General features: G+C 63.8%; 17 protein-coding genes. 14 read left to right on the top strand and 3 right to left on the bottom strand.

All coding sequences use genetic code 11. The features are described 5' to 3' along the window. Nucleotides 1–76 precede the first annotated feature (76 nt). The 6 genes from C2138_RS12310 to C2138_RS12285 all read left to right on the top strand — a co-directional run bounded on the left by C2138_RS12310 (nt 77) and on the right by C2138_RS12285 (nt 6,736). Nucleotides 77–1,246 carry an acyl-CoA dehydrogenase family protein gene (locus C2138_RS12310; RefSeq protein WP_108518241.1) on the top strand — a complete coding sequence of 390 codons (1,170 nt, stop codon included), beginning with the start codon at nt 77–79 and terminating at the stop codon, nt 1,244–1,246. A gap of 66 nt (nt 1,247–1,312) precedes the next feature. Further along, nucleotides 1,313–2,236, top strand: coding sequence for a LysR family transcriptional regulator (locus C2138_RS12305; RefSeq protein ID WP_108518239.1), 924 nt, complete (start codon nt 1,313–1,315; stop codon nt 2,234–2,236). Nucleotides 2,237–2,472: 236 nt separating this feature from the next. Next, the gene (locus tag C2138_RS12300; RefSeq protein WP_108518238.1) at nt 2,473–3,882 is read left to right on the top strand and encodes an MmgE/PrpD family protein; all 1,410 of its coding nucleotides are present in this window, start codon (nt 2,473–2,475) and stop codon (nt 3,880–3,882) included. Beyond that, entirely contained in the window at nt 3,863–4,681 is an 819-nt protein-coding gene (locus C2138_RS12295) for an HTD2 family dehydratase (protein WP_108518236.1), read from the top strand. The genes C2138_RS12300 and C2138_RS12295 overlap by 20 nt, the downstream gene beginning before the upstream one ends. Nucleotides 4,682–4,730: 49 nt before the next feature. After that, nucleotides 4,731–5,894: a CaiB/BaiF CoA transferase family protein gene (locus C2138_RS12290; protein WP_108518234.1), complete on the top strand. Its 1,164-nt coding sequence runs from the start codon at nt 4,731–4,733 to the stop codon at nt 5,892–5,894. Nucleotides 5,895–5,905: 11 nt separating this feature from the next. Then, on the top strand, nt 5,906–6,736 hold the full coding sequence (locus C2138_RS12285; RefSeq protein WP_241961120.1) for an HpcH/HpaI aldolase/citrate lyase family protein: 831 nt from the start codon (nt 5,906–5,908) through the stop codon (nt 6,734–6,736). Nucleotides 6,737–6,764: 28 nt separating this feature from the next. Here C2138_RS12285 and C2138_RS12280 read toward each other — a convergent pair whose 3' ends face one another. Beyond that, entirely contained in the window at nt 6,765–8,084 is a 1,320-nt protein-coding gene (locus tag C2138_RS12280) for a TetR/AcrR family transcriptional regulator (protein WP_108518230.1), read from the bottom strand. A gap of 330 nt (nt 8,085–8,414) precedes the next feature. On the opposite strand from C2138_RS12280, the gene C2138_RS12275 reads away from it, so the two are divergent. Genes C2138_RS12275 through C2138_RS12255 form a run of 5 tightly spaced genes read left to right on the top strand, consistent with a single transcriptional unit; the run spans nt 8,415 to nt 13,588 of the window. Next, entirely contained in the window at nt 8,415–9,368 is a 954-nt protein-coding gene (locus C2138_RS12275; RefSeq protein ID WP_199286542.1) for an ABC transporter permease, read from the top strand. Further along, nucleotides 9,365–10,273, top strand: a complete 909-nt coding sequence (locus tag C2138_RS12270) for an ABC transporter permease (protein WP_108518228.1) — start codon at nt 9,365–9,367, stop codon at nt 10,271–10,273. The genes C2138_RS12275 and C2138_RS12270 overlap by 4 nt, the downstream gene beginning before the upstream one ends. Further along, a complete protein-coding gene (locus tag C2138_RS12265) occupies nt 10,270–11,310 on the top strand; it encodes an ABC transporter ATP-binding protein (RefSeq protein ID WP_108518226.1) in 1,041 nt (346 codons plus the stop codon). The genes C2138_RS12270 and C2138_RS12265 overlap by 4 nt, the downstream gene beginning before the upstream one ends. Then, complete coding sequence (locus tag C2138_RS12260; RefSeq protein ID WP_108518224.1) at nt 11,307–12,320, top strand: ABC transporter ATP-binding protein; 1,014 nt, start codon at nt 11,307–11,309, stop codon at nt 12,318–12,320. Before C2138_RS12265 ends, C2138_RS12260 begins: the two co-directional genes overlap by 4 nt. Beyond that, a complete protein-coding gene (locus C2138_RS12255; RefSeq protein WP_159078230.1) occupies nt 12,269–13,588 on the top strand; it encodes an MFS transporter in 1,320 nt (439 codons plus the stop codon). The genes C2138_RS12260 and C2138_RS12255 overlap by 52 nt, the downstream gene beginning before the upstream one ends. Nucleotides 13,589–13,679: 91 nt before the next feature. Here the strand turns inward: C2138_RS12255 and C2138_RS12250 are convergent, their stop codons facing one another. Continuing rightward, nucleotides 13,680–14,519, bottom strand: coding sequence for an alpha/beta fold hydrolase (locus C2138_RS12250; RefSeq protein WP_108518220.1), 840 nt, complete (start codon nt 14,517–14,519; stop codon nt 13,680–13,682). Nucleotides 14,520–14,566: 47 nt separating this feature from the next. Beyond that, nucleotides 14,567–15,382 carry an IclR family transcriptional regulator gene (locus tag C2138_RS12245; RefSeq protein WP_159078229.1) on the bottom strand — a complete coding sequence of 272 codons (816 nt, stop codon included), beginning with the start codon at nt 15,380–15,382 and terminating at the stop codon, nt 14,567–14,569. Nucleotides 15,383–15,751: 369 nt separating this feature from the next. Here C2138_RS12245 and C2138_RS12240 point away from each other — a divergent pair, with 369 nt between their 5' ends. The 3 genes from C2138_RS12240 to C2138_RS12230 are packed head-to-tail and all read left to right on the top strand — an operon-like array spanning nt 15,752 to nt 18,882. After that, nucleotides 15,752–16,666: a VOC family protein gene (locus tag C2138_RS12240; protein ID WP_108518216.1), complete on the top strand. Its 915-nt coding sequence runs from the start codon at nt 15,752–15,754 to the stop codon at nt 16,664–16,666. A gap of 9 nt (nt 16,667–16,675) precedes the next feature. Next, on the top strand, nt 16,676–17,905 hold the full coding sequence (locus tag C2138_RS12235) for an acyl-CoA dehydrogenase family protein (protein WP_108518214.1): 1,230 nt from the start codon (nt 16,676–16,678) through the stop codon (nt 17,903–17,905). A gap of 2 nt (nt 17,906–17,907) precedes the next feature. Further along, a complete protein-coding gene (locus tag C2138_RS12230) occupies nt 17,908–18,882 on the top strand; it encodes an alpha/beta fold hydrolase (RefSeq protein ID WP_108518212.1) in 975 nt (324 codons plus the stop codon). Nucleotides 18,883–18,900: the final 18 nt, after the last annotated feature.

Genomic DNA, 18,900 nt, shown 5'->3' with positions numbered 1-18,900 from the left:
CGTCGCCCTGCTTGCCCAGGCGGCAACATTTTCGAACAAGGTCCGTCTAAGAACCAAATCACAGTGTGGAGAACCCATGGCATCTGTATCCCTACCGCGCACGATTTTCGATGCCGACCACGATGACTTCCGTCATATGGTGCGTCGTTTCGTGGACCAGGAAGTTGTGCCCCACTTGGAGGAGTGGGAAGGCTTGGGTCAAGTGGATCGTGACCTCTTTCGCAAGGCCGGCGCAACAGGAATGTTGGGGATGTCCGCGCCCGAACGCTTCGGGGGCGGCGGAGTGGATGACTTCCGCTTCAATGCGATCTTCATCGAAGAGCTGGCCTGTGTCGGTGCATCTGCAGTGGTGATGGCGTTGTGCGGCTTCAACGACCTCGTTGCACCGTATTTCATCGCCTTCGGAAGCGACGAGCAGAACGACCGCCTGCTGGCTCCCATGATCGCTGGCGAGAAGGTGGGCGCAATTGCACTTACCGAGCCCGGCACGGGTTCTGACCTGGCCGCGATCACCACTACCGCGCGCCCCGACGGTGACCATTTCGTTCTTAACGGAGCCAAGACGTTCATCTCCAACGGCATGCTCGCCGACGTCGTCGTCGTCGCCGCCCGGACGGACCCGGAGGCCGGGCGTGCGGGAATCAGTCTGTTGTGTGTCGAGACGGACTCACCCGGCTTTTCCCGCAACGGTCCTCTGAAGAAGATTGGCCTGGGTGCCCAAGACACCGCTGAGCTGTTTTTCGACGACGTGCGCGTGCCCCGTGAAAATGTTCTCGGCTCGGAGGGCGAGGGGTGGGTGCAGATGCGTAAGAACCTCTCCGCAGAGCGCCTCCATATCGCGGTCACGTCGATGGCTCGGATGCGAGCGACTTTCGAACAGGCTCTCGCATACGCCTCGGATCGCCGCGCGTTCGGCCAGCGGATCGCCGACTTTCAGGCGAATCGCTTTTATCTCGCCGAGCTCGCAACCGAGATTGAGATCACCCAGGTCTTTGTCGATCGCTGCATCCAGGACGCCTCCTCGCACAAGCTCGACGAGGTCACCGCCGCGATGGCTAAGTGGTGGACCACCGAATTGCATCAGCGGGTCATTCAACGAGCCCTTCAGCTTCACGGCGGCTATGGCTTCATGAAGGAGTACCCGGTGGCGCACGACTATATGGATTCGCGCGTGAACACGATTTTCGGCGGCACGACCGAAATCATGAAAGAGATCATCGGGCGTCGGCTCACCCGCGCGGACTGACGTCGCAGGCTGCATGGCGGCAACCGGAGCGGGGTCCGACGATTCGCACGAGGTATCATCGCGAACATGGAACTCCGCGAGCTGCGATGGTTCATTACGCTCGCGGAAACCGAGCATGTCACTAGTGCGGCAGCGCAGCTACACATCAGTCAGCCCACCCTGTCGAGAGCTTTGACGCGTCTCGAGAAGCAGCTTGGCGTGCGTTTGTTTGATCGGCGTCGCAATCGACTCCAGTTGAACAAGTACGGAGAGATCTTTCTCGCGCACGCCATTCGCGCTCTGAGCGAAATCTCACAGGCAGAGGATCGCATCACGACGCTGGTGGATCCAGACCGGGGTGTCATCACCCTCGGTTTCGTTGAGTCCTTCGGCAACTGGCTCGTTCCGCGCATGGTCAACAGATATCGCGAGGTTGCGCCCGGCACGTCGTTCGAACTCTTCGGAGGTGCAGCTGACGCGGTGGTTGATGGAGTTCGAAAGGGCAGATTCGATATCGGGCTGGTCTCTCCGCGACCAGCGGCCGACGACCTTCAGTGGATGCCGATCGGCAGACAGTCGCTCCGCGTGGCGGCGCCCCCAGGACATCGATTTCATGGACGCGATTCGGTCGCGCTCGAAGATTTCGCGGATGACCCGATGGTGACGTTGCGGGTGGGCTACGGGCTTCGGACCGTCATCGATGGCCTCTTCCGCGACGCCGCGATCACTCAACGGATCGCGATCGAGACGACCGAGCTGTCAACATTGAGTGCTCTCGTCGGCGCGGGAGTGGGTGTTGCAATCGTGCCGGAGCCTCCCCTTGAGTTGCAACCGACGCCGCACAGCCTCCCCATGCTGGTTCCCGAAGCGCATCGCGAGTATGGCGCGATCGCTCGTCAGTTTGGCCCAGTCGGCAGTGCGGCGCACCGCTTTCTCGCCACGCTCAGGGCGGATGTCGCAAACTCTGATATGTATGCCGTCACCCCTGCGGGCGGCACGCCCGGTTCCTGAGCGCTCGACCAGTCGGCAACTCAACCCGACACGCGAGGTTATGCGCTCAACGCATAATGTCGCGGAAAATCGGTCACTGGACTGCTGACGCATTGGCACACATCATGGATGAGGCAGTGATCACCGCGGACTCAGCGTGAGAAGAAACCAGTGTCCAAACAGGCTGCCTGCGCCAGCCGTCCAGTCGTGGACTGTCCTGCCAACATCCGTTATCCAACTGCGAAGGAAACGCCCTTGTGAAGGACAACACACCCTCGATCACGGAGGCCCTCGCCACGCATTGGGCGACACTTCGCTTCGAGGACATTCCGCCCGTCGAAGTGCGACGGGTGAAGGCCAACATCCTCGACACCCTTGCGGTGGCTCTTGCGGGAGTGTCCACCGAAGAGTCCGAGCGTGTTCGGGGAGCCCTGCACGGCATGCAGGAAGTTGATTTTGGAAGCCGGGTCTGGGGAACGTCGGGTCGTTTGACGCCAGCTCACGCCGCTTTCGCCAACGGCACGGCTGCGCACGCCCGGGACTTTGATGACGGCGGAGGTCCGGGGCATGCCGGGGCCACGGTGCTTCCCGCCGCGATTGCTGTCGCGGAACACGTCGGGGCGAGCGGCCGGGACTTGATCGCCGCAACGATCGCGGGATATGACATCAGCTATCGACTGCTGCAGGGGCTGGGCGGCTTCGCTGCTGTAACGGACCGTGGCTGGCACTCGACGGGCACGATGGGCAGCTTCGCGGCGGCCGCAGCATCGTCGAAGGTGTTGGGCCTGGACCCATCTCGTTTTAGTGATGCGCTTGGCATCGCGGGATCGTTTACGGGCGGCATCTGGGCCTTCATCGATGATGGGGCGTGGACGAAGCGGATTCATCCAGGCAAGGCCGGAGAAGCAGGCGTCGACGCCGCCTTTCTCGCCAGGGCGGGCATCACCGGACCCCATCGCGTGTTCGAGGCGGAGTGGGGTGGAATTTACGCCACCTATAACGGCGGGGTCAGTTACCCCGAACGGGTGCTCGACCGCCTGGGTATCGACTTCAACGTCGAGACCGCCTACATCAAGCCGCATGCGTGCTGTCGGGGATCGCATTCCACGATTGACACGATTCTGCGGCTCATTGAGGAACGGAACCTCACGCCGGAGAACGTGGCACATGTGGCGATCACAGCTGGAGACACCGCGATAAACATGCTCTCCGTGGACCCGATCGAGACAGTGTTCGATGCGCAATTTAGCCTGCCCTACGCCGTCGCGATCGCGCTTCACGAACGCAGCGTTGGACTCGACCAGTTCGACCCCCCTCGAATCGCCGAGCCAGCTATTCGAGCGACATTCGATCGGATCAGCATGCATCGCGATGAGCAGATTCAGCTCGCAGACGGCCCGCAGCTCCGAATCGAGTTGGTTGACGGCACGGTCATCACGGCTGCGTCCGGAAGCCCGATGAAAGCTAAGGGTTCCGCGTCGAATCCCATGTCCCAGCACGAGGTCGCCGCGAAGGCACGGCGACTCCTCGCCCCCTTGGGGGGAGATATCGCAGAGGCGCTCATCTCCGCAGTGGACGCTCTAGACGAATCGGGTGACCTGAGCGACCTGATGAATGCGCTCATCACCCCAAGCGAAAGGAAATGGAATGACAACAATGAGTCGTGAGACAGTGCGCCGCACAGAGGTCATCGCAGCCGAACCGCTCGAGTCGCTTGCCGCGATGCTGGAGCTCGACATGCCGTGTGGCGAAGGCGCCATCGTCCCGCCGCTCTGGCACTGGATGTACCTGCTGGAGCGGACTCCGCAGAGTGCTCTGGGGGAAGACGGACACCCGGTAGTCGGCATCCCCGCGCCGCCCGGACCGGGCCGACGCCGCATGTTCGGAGGCGGGCGCGTGACGTCATTCGCGCCACTTCGAGTCGGTATTCCCGCGACGAAGGTAATCTCTCTGCACCGCTCCGTTGACAAGGTCGGCAAGAGCGGGCCCCTGACTCTCACCACCGTCTTGCACGAAATCTTCCAGGACGGCGAACTTGCCATCCGTGAGGAGCAGGACATCGTATACCGTGCCGAGGGAGGGGAGGCGCTGTCGCCCGCGAAGTCCGCCGCGCCCGCGGCGGACGGTCCTAGGCTTCAGCTCGACGTTGATGAGCGCTTTCTCTTTCGGTTCTCGGCTCTGACTTATAACGCGCATCGCATCCACTACGACCGAGATTGGTGCGCCCAGGAGGGTTACGACGGGCTGGTCATCCACGGCCCGCTGCTCGCTCTGCTCGCCGGTGAGCTCTATCGTCGCGAGGGCGTCGACCTGAGTGGCAAGACGTTCTCGTACCGCCTTGTGTCCCCTCTCACCAAATCCCAGCGATGCGTCATCGTGCCGAGTGGCGAAGGCCTCGCTGGCGGTGTGGAAGCACGGGGAGCAGACGGCACTGTTGCTGCCGTCGCAAGCCTTGCCGATGCTTGAGCCCCGGCCCGTATCTTCCGCACACCCCGTCGAAACGAAGGAACCCTAAATGTCACTCCCACTCGAGGGCGTAACGGTCGTCTCTCTGGAGCAAGCCGTCGCCGCGCCATTCGCGACCCGCCAACTTGCGGACCAGGGTGCAAGAGTGATCAAGGTGGAGCGGCCGGAGGTGGGAGACTTCGCCCGCGGCTACGACGAAACCGTTCGCGGCCTGGCAAGTCACTTCGTGTGGCTGAACCGCTCAAAGGAATCGGTCGCCCTCGACCTCAAGTCCGATTATGGCCGCGAGGCAGTTCTCGCCATGGTGCGTGAGGCCGACGTGTTCGTGCAGAACCTCGCCCCCGGTGCTGCAGAGCGCTTGGGGTTTGGCCGTGAAGCCCTGCAAGAAATCAATCCAGGGCTGATCCATGTGTCCATCTCGGGCTACGGAGAAGGCGGCCCGTACTCATCCAAGAAGGCATACGACCTCCTCGTCCAATGTGAGGCGGGCCTGGTATCCATTACCGGTACCCCGGAAGAGCCGTCGAAGGTGGGGATTTCGATAGCGGACATTGCCTCGGGGATGTACGCCTACAGCGGCATCCTCTCCGCCCTGCTCCAACGGCACCGCACGGGCGTGGGGGAGGTCATTGAGGTCTCGATGCTCGAGGCGCTCGCGGAATGGATGGGATTCCCGTACAACTACACGTACTACGGCGGAGTCCAGCCGCCGAGGACGGGGGCTCGGCACGCCGCGATTGCACCCTACGGTCCATTCCAGTGCGGTGATGGAAGGCAGGTCTTCCTTGGTCTCCAGAACGAGAGGGAGTGGGCGACATTTTGCAGCGAAATCCTAGGGGAACCCTCGCTTGCAACCGATGAGCGCTTTTCTCGGAACTCGCTCCGTGTCGAGCACGCGGACGCGCTGCGCGACGAGATCGAGCGCGGGTTCGCCGCAAGTACCGTTGAAGAGGTGGCAGACAAGCTCGAATCCGTCGGCATCGCAAATGCGCTGCTGCGTAGCCTGCACGAGCTTGCCGAGCATCCTCAGCTCGAAGCACGCGGACGTTGGCGGGACTATGATTCGCCAGCCGGGACTCTTCGCGCACTTATCCCGCCGGCTACGTTCAGGGGGGCTCAACCCGTCATGGGAGCGGTTCCCGAAGTCGGTCAGCACACTGAATCGGTGCTGGCCGAGTTCGGAGTGGTCCGAGAACAGGCATCAGCGAAATGAACAAACCCGGCGTGGCAGAACTCGTTCGCGCGCGGACGCTCTTGTTTGTCCCGGGCGACCGCCCTGACCGCTTTGACAAGGCGGCCGGGGCAGGCGCGGATCTGATTGTGCTCGACCTTGAGGACGCGGTTGCCGCCGACCGCAAGGAGAGGGCTCGAAACCACGTTGCCGAGTGGCTGACCGCAGGCGGCCGCGCCGTTGTGCGGATCACCGCGGCTGGCGAGTCCGGCCACGGTGATGATGTGAGCACTGTGGCAGGGCTGCAGGGACTCGCGGGCATCTTGCTGGCAAAGGCCGAGAGCCCGGAGGCGGTCGCTGAGGTGGCGGAACGCACCGGGGTCCCTGTCATTCCCCTGGTCGAGTCCGCGGCGGGACTTGTTCGTTCCGAGGCGATGGCGCGGGAGCGAGCCACTGTCCGGCTTGCTTTCGGTCACTTGGACTTTGCCGTCGACCTTGGGGCGGCGCCGGACCGCGACGCGATGCTCCACGCACGCTCAACCCTGGTGCTGGCGTCGCGAGTTGGGGGTCTCCCGGGACCGATTGATGGAGTCACTACGGAGCTCGACCGGTCCGAGGCGGTCGCTGCGGACGTGCGTTACGCATATGCACTGGGAATGACGGGAAAGCTGGTGATTCACCCGAGCCAGGTCAAAGCAACCCATGCCGCCATGCAGCCGACGCAGGCAGAACTGACGTGGGCTACGGCGGTCATCGCAGCTTACGAGGGTGGCTCCGTCGCCCGGGTTGACGGCCTCATGGTCGATCCCCCGGTGCTAGCGAGGGCCGAAGCGGTCTTGGTCCGAGCAGCGCGAGGCGCAGTGGATTCAACACAGGCTGGCTGAGATGCCCGCCCTGACCGGCTCAGCTAGGTCACGGCTTAGAAGAGTCCCGTATGAGTTGCTTCCGTATTGCGGCGCGCATGAACTCACCTATGGCCGACGTATACGAGGTCATCGAATCGGAGTGGTCATTGAGCTGCTGGGCTATCAGTAGTCCATCACTGATAGAGGCATGTACCAGGGCGACGCAATTCAGCAATCGTTCATTGGCGGCAAGAGCGAGGTCCGGTACTGCGCGCGAGTAGGTAGACGCCCACTCCTCTCGCATCAGTGCGCGCACCCGCAAACACTCGTCTCGTGCTGCAATATGGGCGTCGCCGCCGTAGAGCAATAGCAACATCGAGATGCGGATGAGGTTCGTCGCGCCCTCGTGTCGCCATAGCATGTGCGCCATGCCGGCGATCAGGGGGTCGTTAACCCAGCGGGCATCGACATGAGAGGGGTGCGGGCGATGAGTTGCGTTCCAGTCATCGTGAAGGAATCCGATCAGCGACTCAAAGATGGCGTTCCTGTCGCGGAAGAACCAATAAATGGAGGTCGGCGAGCTGCCAGATTCTTTGCAAATCCTGGCGATACTCGTTGCATCGATGCCGACACCGGCAGCAACTCTTTCGGCGGCGCGAAGTATCTGCACCCGAGTCGAGTCCGGGTCGGCGCTCGACGGTAAAGGGGCGGGCAGCGTCTCTACCGACTGTCTTGCACTTAGCGGCATCGTGGATGCGACAGCTGGGTCTTCCTCGAGAAGCGTAGCGAGTGCCTCGAGTCCATCGGCGATGATATCGCTCGTGGTCACCGGGTCGAATTCTGTCTCAACGGCGTTGACAAATCGACCGTCGACCGCGGCGAGGGTGATCTCAGCGAGCAAACGGGCGACCGTGTCGCGATCCTCCCCGTCCTCAATTCGCAGGGCTCGGTTCCACCAGCCGGTGATGGCGGCGAGGGTGAGGCCGCGGTACTCAATGAATCGCTGTCGCGCTGTCGGCTCGATGGGATGATCCACCAAGCCGAGCATGAGCCCAAATGTGCGGTATTCCGTGCCCTTTGTCGTGGGCGAACTGAGACCGTCAAGGTTGTCGCGCAAGGCGCGAGACCTGTGGCCCGGCGCAATCACCTCGCTCCACGATGGGAAATCAAGGCGTCGCTCGCGGTAGCTGTGGTCGAGTGCCTCCGCGAATAAACGGTCCTTGTTGCGGAAGTGCCACAGGATAAAACTCTCAGAGACTGCCGACTCGCGAGCGACGCCAGCAAGCGTGGTCGCCCGATAGCCGGAGCGAGTCACGAGTGCGAGTGTGGCCTCTAGGGCGCGATTCCGCTGCTTCTCGGTGTCACTATGATCGCTCGGGTTGGTCATTTTCCTGCTCGCTCATCGTCGGGTCGGGTCGTCGCGAAGAAGTCCTCGATAAGTGATTCGAATTCGGGGGCTTGTTCGAATGGTACCCAGAGTCCTGCGACGACGCCGCGAGGTTCTCGGCCGTTCTTCTGATGCTGCGTGCCATCTCGGAGCGGTGGGGCGACCGGCCGGTCTGCGCGAGACTAACACGGGGCCGAGCGCGGGGGAAAGGGCGTTCCAAACCACGGCACGGCGAGGTGGGATGAGCGCGGTCGAGACTGTTTGATGGCAGTCGAGCCCAGCCCCGTCGGTGGTGCTGCGCCGGGCAATGTAGCTTGAATAGGAGGCCGTGTGACATACGTCAAGGTCATCGCCATGCGTTCAGTGCATCTTGCGGTGGTGTTACTGGGGGTGAGCTTCCTCGTCTACCTGCTGCTCGACCTGCTGCCGGGCGACACAGCCGAAGTGCTCGTGGCTTCGAGCGCCAACCCGTCTCCGGGTGCGGTGGAGGAAATCCGCAAGCAGCTCGGGCTCGATCAACCATTCATGCTCCGCTATGTGCAGTGGCTCGGCAACGCGATCACCGGCGACCTGGGCGTCTCGTTCCGCACCGGCCAGGCCGTGACAGATGCGATCGCTGAGCGACTTCCTGTCACAATCCAGCTCCTGATCATGGCCGAGGTCATCTCACTCGCCGTGGCTGTACCGCTCGCTGTTGCCGCGGCCAAGCGTCGGGATCAGGCGTTCGACAAGGTTGTCGCAGTCTTCACTTTCACGCTCCAGTCCATCCCCAACTTTGTCGTGTCGCTCGTCTTGATCGTGATCTTCGCGGTGACCCTCAACTGGCTGCCCGCTATTGGGTTCACACCCTTTGGCGAAGACCCGCTCGGCAACATCAGGTCGCTGTTGATTCCGTCGATCGCGCTCGCCTCTGGTCTGGTACCCCTTTACATGCGGGTACTGAGGAACGAGATGATCCGAACCCTCCAGGAGGACTACATCCTCGTGGCTCGAGCGGTGGGACTGCCGCAGCGCACCGTACTCTTCCGCTACGCGCTCAAACCGTCACTGCCAACTCTCGTCACGGTTGTCGGCATTAATATCGGCACGCTCATCGGTGGCACGCTCCTCATTGAGCTCATCTCGGGACTGCCCGGCATCGGCACACTCATTTACAGCGGCATAAACAACCGCGACTACGTACTAGTGCAAGGACTCATCCTGTTCATCGCGTGCGCTTATGTGCTTACCAATTTCATCGTCGACATGATCTACCCGCTACTTGACCCAAGGGTGCGTGTATGAGCTTCACAACTAAAACCAAGTCGCAGCGCACAGTTGTGCCGGGGAGCCCACCCCTCGGCGATCGCAGCCCGCTCCGCCAGTCACGGAGGGGCATGCCGCCATGGGCGGTCATGGTGTCGATCGCTTGGCTGGTGGCGCTGATGGCCGGCGCCGTGCTGCTGCCCGTGCTGCCGCTGCCTGATCCTGGCCGCTCAGACTATGCCGCCATCATGGCCCCCATGTTCAGCCCAGGGCACCTCCTCGGCACCGACGAGGTGGGGCGGGACATCCTCGCCCGCCTGCTTTCGGGTGCTCAGGTAAGCCTCTTCGTCGGCATCGCGTCAATCGCACTCGCGGTGGTGCTTGGCGCGCCGATGGGCATCATTGCCGGGTACTTCGGCGGATGGACTAACCGAGTGATCGTCGCCGGCCTCGACATTGTGCTGTCCTTTCCAAGTCTGGTAGCGCTCATCGCCCTCAGCCTGTTCCTTGGCCCGGGGCTCTGGACCATCGTTGTCGGCATCGGCCTAATCGCCTCCGCGCCGGTCGCCCGCGTCGCCCGATCCGCCACCCTCACCTTCGTCAACCGCGACTTTGTGACGGCTGCTCGCGGCATGGGCTTCGGGCACGTGCGCATACTCACTCGCGAGATCCTGCCCAACGTGGTCGTGCCGGTGCTCGCCTACGCGATGGTCGTGATCGCGGTTGCGATCGTGGCTGAATCCAGCCTCAGCTTCCTCGGCCTCGGCATCCAGCCCCCCAACGCCAGCTGGGGCTCAATGATGGGCACTGGCCGCGCGAAACTCACACAGGCCCCGCACATCGTGCTAATGCCAGCCCTCACGATGGCGATCTCCATCCTCGCCATCAACTTCCTCTCCGAGCACTTCGCGAAGCGATTCGACATCAAGGAGTCAGCGCTGTGACGGCCAAACCCATCCTCGAGGTCACCGACCTGCGCATCCAGTTCACGACGCCACAAGGAATCGCCGAGGTTGTCAACGGCGTCAACCTCTCCATCGCGCCGGGGCAAGTCCACGGGCTGGTGGGCGAGAGCGGCTCCGGAAAGTCGGTCACCGCCAGGGCGGTGCTGGGTATCCTTCCCCGGAAGGCGCTCCACCTGCGGGAGGGCAGCGTGCGTTTCGCAGGCGAGGAGATCCTCGGCCTTGGCGAAGACCAGATGCGAGAGCGCATTCGTGGCCGACGCATTGCCATGGTGTTCCAGGACCCCATGACGGCTCTGAACCCGGTCATGCGAGTGGGTAAGCAGCTCGTTCTGCCGATTCGGCGCCATCTCGGACTCTCGGCGAAGGCGGCCAAGGAGCGCGCGATCGACCTGCTCGGGCAGGTGGGCATCCCCGACCCGATTGAGAAGTTCAAGGCCTACCCGCACCAGCTCTCGGGCGGCCAACGGCAGCGCATCATGATCGCGCTCGCTCTCTCGTGTGACCCGGAATTGCTCATCGCCGATGAGCCGACCACAGCCCTCGACGTCACTGTCCAGGCGCAGATTCTCGATCTCTTCGACAAGCTCCGTCGCGAACGCAACCTGGCGGTGCTGCTCGTGTCGCACGATCTGAGTCTCATCGCCGAACGCTGCGACGCTGTCTCGGTCATGTACGCGGGACGGGTGGTGGAGACCGGCTCGGCGATCAGCACGTTCGAAGCACCCCAGCATCCGTATACCAAGGCCCTCGAGGAGGCGCGGCCGAGCCTCGACAACCCGCCACACACCCTGCTCCGCACCATCCCCGGCCGGCCGCCGCAACTTACAGACCTACCGCATGGCTGTTCCTACGCCAACCGCTGCCCCCGCATGACCGAGCTCTGCCTCGACGTCGATCCGCCTCTCGAGCCGGGCCCCGCCGGTCGACCAGTCGCGTGCCACCACCCGGTCGCGGGCCCCAACGAGTCCCTCGACGGGGCTGGCGCGGCGGTCACCACAGAGAGGATCCCACGATGACCGACACGGTCGCCTCCCCCATCGCCGCAACGCCGAGCGACGACATCGTGCTGTCGGCGAAGGGCATCGTTGTGGAATACGGCGTTCCCGGCAGGAAAGCGGTGCGCGCGGTGCACGGCATCGACATCGAACTGCGCCGCGGCGAGACCCTCGGTCTGGTCGGCGAATCCGGATGCGGCAAGTCATCCACAGGCAAGGCGCTTATCATGTTGCCCCCGCCCACCGAGGGCGAGGTCACGCTGGGGTCGATGCGCCTGGACGGGATGAGCCAGCGACAGCTGCGCAAGCACCGTCGTGAGTTGCAGATGATCTTCCAGGACCCAATCTCGTCGCTCAATCCCCGGCGAACGGCCCTCGAAATCGTCATGGAGCCGCTCACGTTCTTGCGGCATCCCTCGCCCAAGGAGCGCGCACTCGAGTTGTTACAGCAGGTGGGGGTCGACGCCGCGATGGCGCGGCGCAAGCCTCACCAACTCTCGGGTGGGCAGTGTCAACGCGTGTCGATTGCGCGCGGAGTCGCACAGGAACCCTCCGTCATCATCTGTGACGAACCCGTTTCGGCACTCGACGTGTCGGTGCAGGCGCAGGTGCTGAACCTGCTCGAACAGATGAAGGACGAGCACGATCTTTCACTCGTATTCATCTCCCATGATCTCGCGGTGGTCAAGAACATCAGTGATCGGGTGGCCGTCATGTACCTGGGCAGGATTGTCGAACTCGCTGGCTCAGAGGACATCTACCAGAAGCCGCGTCACCACTACACAGCACTGCTTCTCAGCTCGATTCCGCAGCCCAATCGTCCGGAGATGCTGAAGGGGGTCGCGAATGAGGGCGAGGTGGCGACCAGTCCGCCCGTGAGCACGGGATGCCCCTTCGCATCGCGCTGCCCCGCCGCGACGGAGATCTGTCGCACCGTGATGCCCCCTCTGGCGGAGATCTCGGCCGATCACCAGGTGGCTTGCCATCACCCCATCTCGGTGGAGATTCAGCCGCTGCGCACCGCGAGTTGAACGGAGGCACCGGAGGCGCTCGGGGCAAACGCAATGGCCCGTTCCGGGCGCTGCGCCACCGTCGCTTCGCGATCTTTTGGGTCGCGGCGGCCCTGTCGACGACCGGTACCTGGCTAAGTAACCTGGCAGTGCCCTTCGTCATCTTCGAGATGACCCACAGTGCCACCTGGGTAGGAATTGCCGCGGCGGCCCAATTCATCCCCAATGTGCTCATGGGTCCCCTTGGCGGCGCGTGGGCCGATCGTTTCGACCGACGGAAGGTGCTGCTGGCGACCCAGATGGGTGGCAGTATTGCCGCCCTTCTGCTCTACGTTGTGGTCTCGTCGGGCACCCAGAACGCGTGGCTAGTAATTCTCCCGGTTGCGTTGCAGGGTCTCTTCACGGGTCTGAACATGCCCAGCTGGCAGGCGCTTGTGCACGACCTTGTGCCGCGAGAGGACATCCAATCGGCGGTGACGCTCAACACCATGCAGTTCAATGTGGGTCGGGCCCTTGGCCCTGCGATCGCCGGAGTGCTCATCGGCACTCTCGGGACGGGCCCGGCCTTCCTGCTCAACAGTGTTTCGTTCTTCTGCGTGCTATTCGCCCTCATCGTGATCGGGGGAGGCGCCCGACGCGCGCTGGCCCGCCCGCGAATCAGCGCGCTCCGCAGCTTCGGCACCGCACTGACCTACATCCGTCACCAGCGAGGGATTTCGGTGGCGATCATGGTCTCCCTCGCGATCGGTGCCTTCTTCAATCCTGTGTTCAACCTCACGATCATCCTCGCGACAACCGTCTATGAGACGGGCGGGATGAAGCTCGGCATCATGACCGCGGCGGCGGGGGTCGGTGCGCTCCTTGCTGGCCCACTCGTGGCGGCGTCGCGGCAGCCGCTCTCTCGCGTCGTTCTCGTGGGGATGCTCGCCGTCGGCCTTGCCGTGCTGGCGCTGGGCGCCGTGCAGGATTACACCGCTGCGGTGGTGGCGCTGTTCGCGGCCGGGGCTGGCTTCCTTGCCGTGAGCGCGGGAGTGAACACCGCCATCCAGCTGATCGTTTCCGACCGCATGAGAGGCAGCGTCATTGCGGTGCGCATCATGCTCTACACCTCGTCAATGGCGGCCGGTGCCCTCGTGATGGGGGCGATCGCCGACTGGCTCGGCGTTCGCCAGTCACTGATGCTCGCCGGAGGAGCCCTCCTCGTGCTTGGCGCGCTATTGTTCGTGCGTCCCGGGGCGGCTGTTGGCCGACTGGACGACCCGCACGACGGCTCGCAAGAGGCCCCGTAGCTGGGTTCCACTGAGGGATCACACATTCTCAAATGTGGACAAAAAAGAGGCCGGTGCCCACGGGCGCCGGCCTCTTTTTCGTTGAGGACAGTCAGTTGTGCGCGATGAAGTCCGTGACCATCCGGTTGAACTCTCCAGCGTGTTCCAGCTGGGCCCAGTGGCCACAGCGGTTGATGAGAAGCAGGCGAGAGTTCGAAATCAGGCTGTGAAGGCGCAGCGAGTGCTCGAAGTGCACCACGCGGTCGTCGCGCCCATGAATGAGGAGCGCCGGAGCTTTAATGCCCGCAATCTTGCTGGGTTCAAGCTGGAGACGGCTACGGTCGCCGCCCAGGCCGTCGATGAAGTTCTGGAGGTGGTCCGGTCGCGAACTTGCGATGTGCGAGCGCTGTTCAATGAGCTCCTCAGTCGCGAAGGCGGGGTCGAATGTCATGATGCCTACCAGCTTGCGCATGCTCTCGATAGAGGGGTCGCGGTAGGCCGCCTGCAGGATTCGGAGACCCTCCGTGAGGCCGGCGGGACCGAACATCCCGGGGCTTCCGCTGCTCGGTCCCATCGTGACGAGGTGGGAGATGCGGGCGGGGTGTGTCGTCGCGAAGCGCGTAGAGGTCATCCCGCCCATCGAGTTACCCACGAAAGCGGCCCTGTCGATGCCGAGGCCATCGAGGATTTCGAGGGCGGTCTGCACGTGATTGCGCGTGCCAGCGATGGCCGTGTCGGAGTCTCCCCAACCGGGCATGTCGGGGGCAATGACGCGGAAACTTTTGGCGAGGTATTCGATGTTGGGGGCGAAGTTGCTCCACCCGGTGGCCCCGGGACCTGAGCCATGCAGCAGGAGCACGGGGTGCCCCTCCCCTGCTTCGATGTAGTGGATCTTGCCACTGGGTGTGTCGATGTCGTGCGCCGCTACCCCGGCGGGAAGAGTCGTTGCCATGTTGTCGATACCTTTCGAATGTGCTGAAGGGGCGTGAATGCTGGCGCCTACGCGGCGGCGAGCGCAGCGGTGATCTGTGTCGATACCGTGCGCAGAGTGGAGGCGAGGGCGCGCTCGTTGAAGGCGGTTGAGGCGGTCGTGATGGAGACGGCGCCGATGGCCCGGCCCCTGACGAGCACCGGCGCGGCGATGGAGGAGAGCCCGGAGTGACACTCGGAGATCTCCACGGCGACTCCCAACTGGCGGGAGACGGCCAGGTGCTCGACGAATACTCTTGGGTCGGTAACCGAGCGTTGCGTGCGAGCGGTGAGCGCGTCCTTCAGGTAAGCGTCGATCGCGGAACGTGCGCTGAAGGCGAGAATGGCCTTGCCGAGCGCGGTGCAGTTCGCGGGCAGGCGATCCCCCACAGAGTCGAGCGTGCGGACCCCGCTCACGGGGTGTAGCTGTTCAAGGAGCACGACCTCGTTGCCATCAAGCATCCCCAATTGCACCACCTGTCGGGTCTGCGCGAAGAGTTCACAGAGGTACGGGAAGGCAGCGCCCACAACGCCGCGGTTGCGAACCTCGCGCACGCCCGCACCGAGCTCGAATGCGCGCAGGCTCAGCTGGTAGTTGCACCCGATCCGCTCTACGAAGGATCCGCTCTCGAGGGCGCTGAGAAGGCGGTGAGCCGTGGACTTCGGGAGGCCAGCACGTCGTGCGAGTTCGCTGACGCCGATTGGACGCTTGACGCCGCTGAAGGCTTCGAGTAGCTGGAGGGCCTTGCGCACGGACGTGCCGGGATTGTGGACCGAGTCGATTCCGATGCTGGTGAGCTCGTCCTGCCTGACCTGCATCCGGGCCGGGGAGATTGTGTCGGTCATCTGCTCTTGCCTCCTAGGCGACGCTGCCATGCGCTGGGGACCTGTAGTGCGCGCTCTGGAAACTGTAGTGGTTACCATGTTGGAGCGCAAGAGAAGCGAACAGCGGGCCCGAGGGCCATAAGAGACGTTCCGCAAAGTGAAACGGTCCGTTTGTCTGGTCCGGTTGCCCACCCCCATGATTGCGACCACAGTGACCCCTCCGGGAGCCCCGAATCTCGACTCGGTTTAGCGCATAGTCGCGCTTGTCCCCGGAGCGCCTGACCCCGACCTCCGTTCGGTGTGGATGCGCTCAGAAAGCTGAGCCTCCCGCGGTGGCTGTGTCTCAGGGCGACTCGTCACCGAGAGATTCGAAAAAACGAAAGGAATGTAATGACAAAGCCACAGGTAAGGGCGCTGGGCTACGCGATTGTGGACTCGGCCGACCTCGACGGTTGGGCGAAGTTCGCATCCGACCTCCTCGGCCTTCAGATCGCCCGAAGAACAGACGACCTCATCGAGTTCCGCTCCGATGAGAAGGAATACCGGCTCGCCGTTCGGCGCAACACGGAGCGCGAAGGCGTTTCGATTCTTGGATGGGAGACCTCCGGCCCGGTAGAGCTAGAGGAACTCACCGCGAAGGTCGAGGCCGAGGGCTACGTCGTGACGCGCCATACCCGGGAGGAGGCCCGCGAGCGCCGCGTGTCGCAGTTCGTCAGCTTCGATGACCCCGACAGCACCGTTCGGATCGAGCTTTACTACGGTCTCCGCGAGAGCCTCGCCCCCTTCGTGTCGCCAACTGGCGCAAAGTTTGTCACGAGTGGCCTGGGCTTTGGGCACGCCTTTCAGGCGGTCAGCGACGTCGAGAAGTACTGGCGCCTCTACGTCGACATCCTCGGCTTCACGCTCAGTGACCACATCGAAGGGGGACCTGACCTCTCGGTCGATCTCAACTTCTTCCATTGCAACCGCCGGCACCACTCCATGGCTTTCGCGCACATCCCGACCTCGGAACTCAAAATCGGTCACCTCATGTTCGAGGTTGACAGCATGGACGCGGTGGGTCTCGCCTGGGACCAGGTCGACGAGCACAAGGCGGCCCCCATCCTGTCGACCCTGGGCAAGCACACGAACGACAAAATGGTGTCCTTCTACGTGCGCAGCCCATCTGGCTTCGGCATCGAATACGGCACCGGCGGCATCGAGATCACCGATGACTGGGTGTCCACGCGTTACCCGGATGCCCACTACTGGGGTCACCACCGCATCACGCCCGTCAACCCTGCCGACGCGGCAGACCACGGCTAGGAACAGCAAATGACCAGTGCAACTACCACCACGCCGTCGTTCGCGCAGTCGCTCCACGGTGACCCACTCGCGGGCCTGAAGGTCCGCGAACGCATCGAGTCGCTCGCCGAGTTCTGGGCATCGCAGGAGCCGGAATCCAACGAACTCGGCCGTGTTACGCAGCCCGCGGCAGACGCCATCAAGGAATCTGGGCTCGCACGCATGCTTCAGCCCGCCAAATACGGCGGCTATGAGGCGCACCTGAACGACTTCATGAAGGCTGTCATGTCGATCGGCGCGCAGGCTCCGTCGGTCGGCTGGGTCGCGGGCGTCGTGGGGGTACACCCGCACGAGCTGGCCCTCGCCGACCCGCGGGTGCAGGAGGAACTGTGGGGAGAGGACCCCGACGTTTGGGTCGCCTCGCCCTACGCGCCGATGGGTGTCGGCATCCCTGTCGAGGGCGGATTCCGGTTCACTGGTCACTGGAGGTTCTCGTCGGGCACAGACCACTGCCAGTGGGTCATGATCGGCGGTTTCGTTGGCAACCCCGACGGCAGCCCGATCCGCAGCGATGTGCGTCACTTTGTGCTGCCCCGCAAGGACTACGAAATCCTTCAGGACTCGTGGCAGGTCATGGGGCTGCGTGGCACCGGCAGTAAGGACCTCGTGGTGCGTGACGTGTTTGTGCCTGACTACCGGGTCATCGCTCAGGACGACATCCTGGCGGGCACGGCGGGCAAGCTCCGCGGCCTCGACAACCCGCTTTACGCTCTGCCGCGCGCGAGCGTCTTCTCCGGTGCGATCACGGCGGGCACCCTCGGAATTGCTCAGAGCCTCGTAGCCGAGTACATCGCGTGGACCCGCAACCGTGAGAACCGCAGCGGCAAGGCCTCGCTCGACCCGTTCAAGCTCGCGACCCTCGGTGAGTCGATCGCGGATATCGAGGCAAGCGTCACGCACGTGCTCGCCGATATCGACCGTCTCTACGACATCACGAGCGCGGGCAAGCTGGTCTCCCTCGAGATGCGTTTCGAGGTGCGACGCAACCAGGTGCGTGCTTCTCGCAGGGCTGTGGATGCTGCGGACCGTCTGTTCATGCACGGTGGCGGTGCCGCCCTGCACCTCGATCAGCCGCTGCAGCAGCGGTGGCGCGACCTGCACGCGGCCATGAACCACGCGTCCAACGTGGCGGAGCCCGTGTACCAGCATGCGGCCATGACGCTCTTCGGGCACGAGCTTCCCCCGGGAGCGCGGGCCTGACTATGACCGGCGAGACGAATGCTGCTGGCGCGGCCATGCAGGCGGACGGCATCCGCGCTCGGGAGGTGACACTCCCGAGCGGTGCGGTCGCCCACTTCTACGAGGCGGGTGACCCCGTCAACCCCGCGGTGGTGCTCCTGCACGGTGGACTCCACGGCGCCTCGGGGCTCGCTGGCTGGTGGAAGATCATGCCGCGGCTTGTCGAGGAGGGGCTCTACGTGGTGGCGCCCGACCGACCTGGCTTCGGGCGGGCCGACACGCGGGAGGAGCACCACCCCGTGCGCGGTCACCTGAGCTGGATTGAGTTCACGCGCGACTTCGTCGATGCGATCGGGCTTGACCGCTTCGCGATCGGGGGCAATTCGCAGGGGGCGCAACTCGCCGCCTACCTCGCGGTGGAGCTGCCGGAGCGGATCATCCGTCTGGCACTCATCGCGTCCTCTGGTCTCAACCTCGCACTCGGCATCGATCGTTCCCTCATCACGGAGGGCGTGCCGTTCCCTCGGTGGGATGGCACGGTCGACGGCATGCGCGACATGCTGCGAACCATCGCGCACAGACCCGAGGGTGTCACCGACGGTGTGGTGCGCATGCGTGCGGCGGCGGCGGAGAAGCAGGCTGAGAGCTACGCGGCTGCCTCGAAGTTCAACCGCCAGGCATTTGGCATCCCCGAGGTTCGTGAGCAGCTGATGCTGAAGGGCAGGATCGAGGCGCTCAGTATCCCCGCCATCTACCTCTACGGCATGGATGACGTGCTCGGCCCGGTCGAGAACGCCTACCTCCAGGAGGACGCCATGCCCAACGTGCAGTTCTTCTACCCGGAGGACTGTGGTCACCAGGGCCAGACCGACCGTCCGGAGCTCTTCGGGCAGGTGCTGGCCGAGTTCTTCTCGACGGGCCAGGTTCGCGGGGCGACGGCACACGAGGCCGGGGTGTCGACCCGCCGACCGCAGCTTGCCGACATCGTCGCAGGCTGAGCAACTCCCCCCGAGAGC

Source organism: Salinibacterium hongtaonis, from assembly GCF_003065485.1.
GTDB lineage: Bacteria > Actinomycetota > Actinomycetes > Actinomycetales > Microbacteriaceae > Homoserinimonas > Homoserinimonas hongtaonis.
Note: the sequence above shows the minus strand (reverse complement) of the source record. Positions and strands in the feature narration are given on the sequence as shown.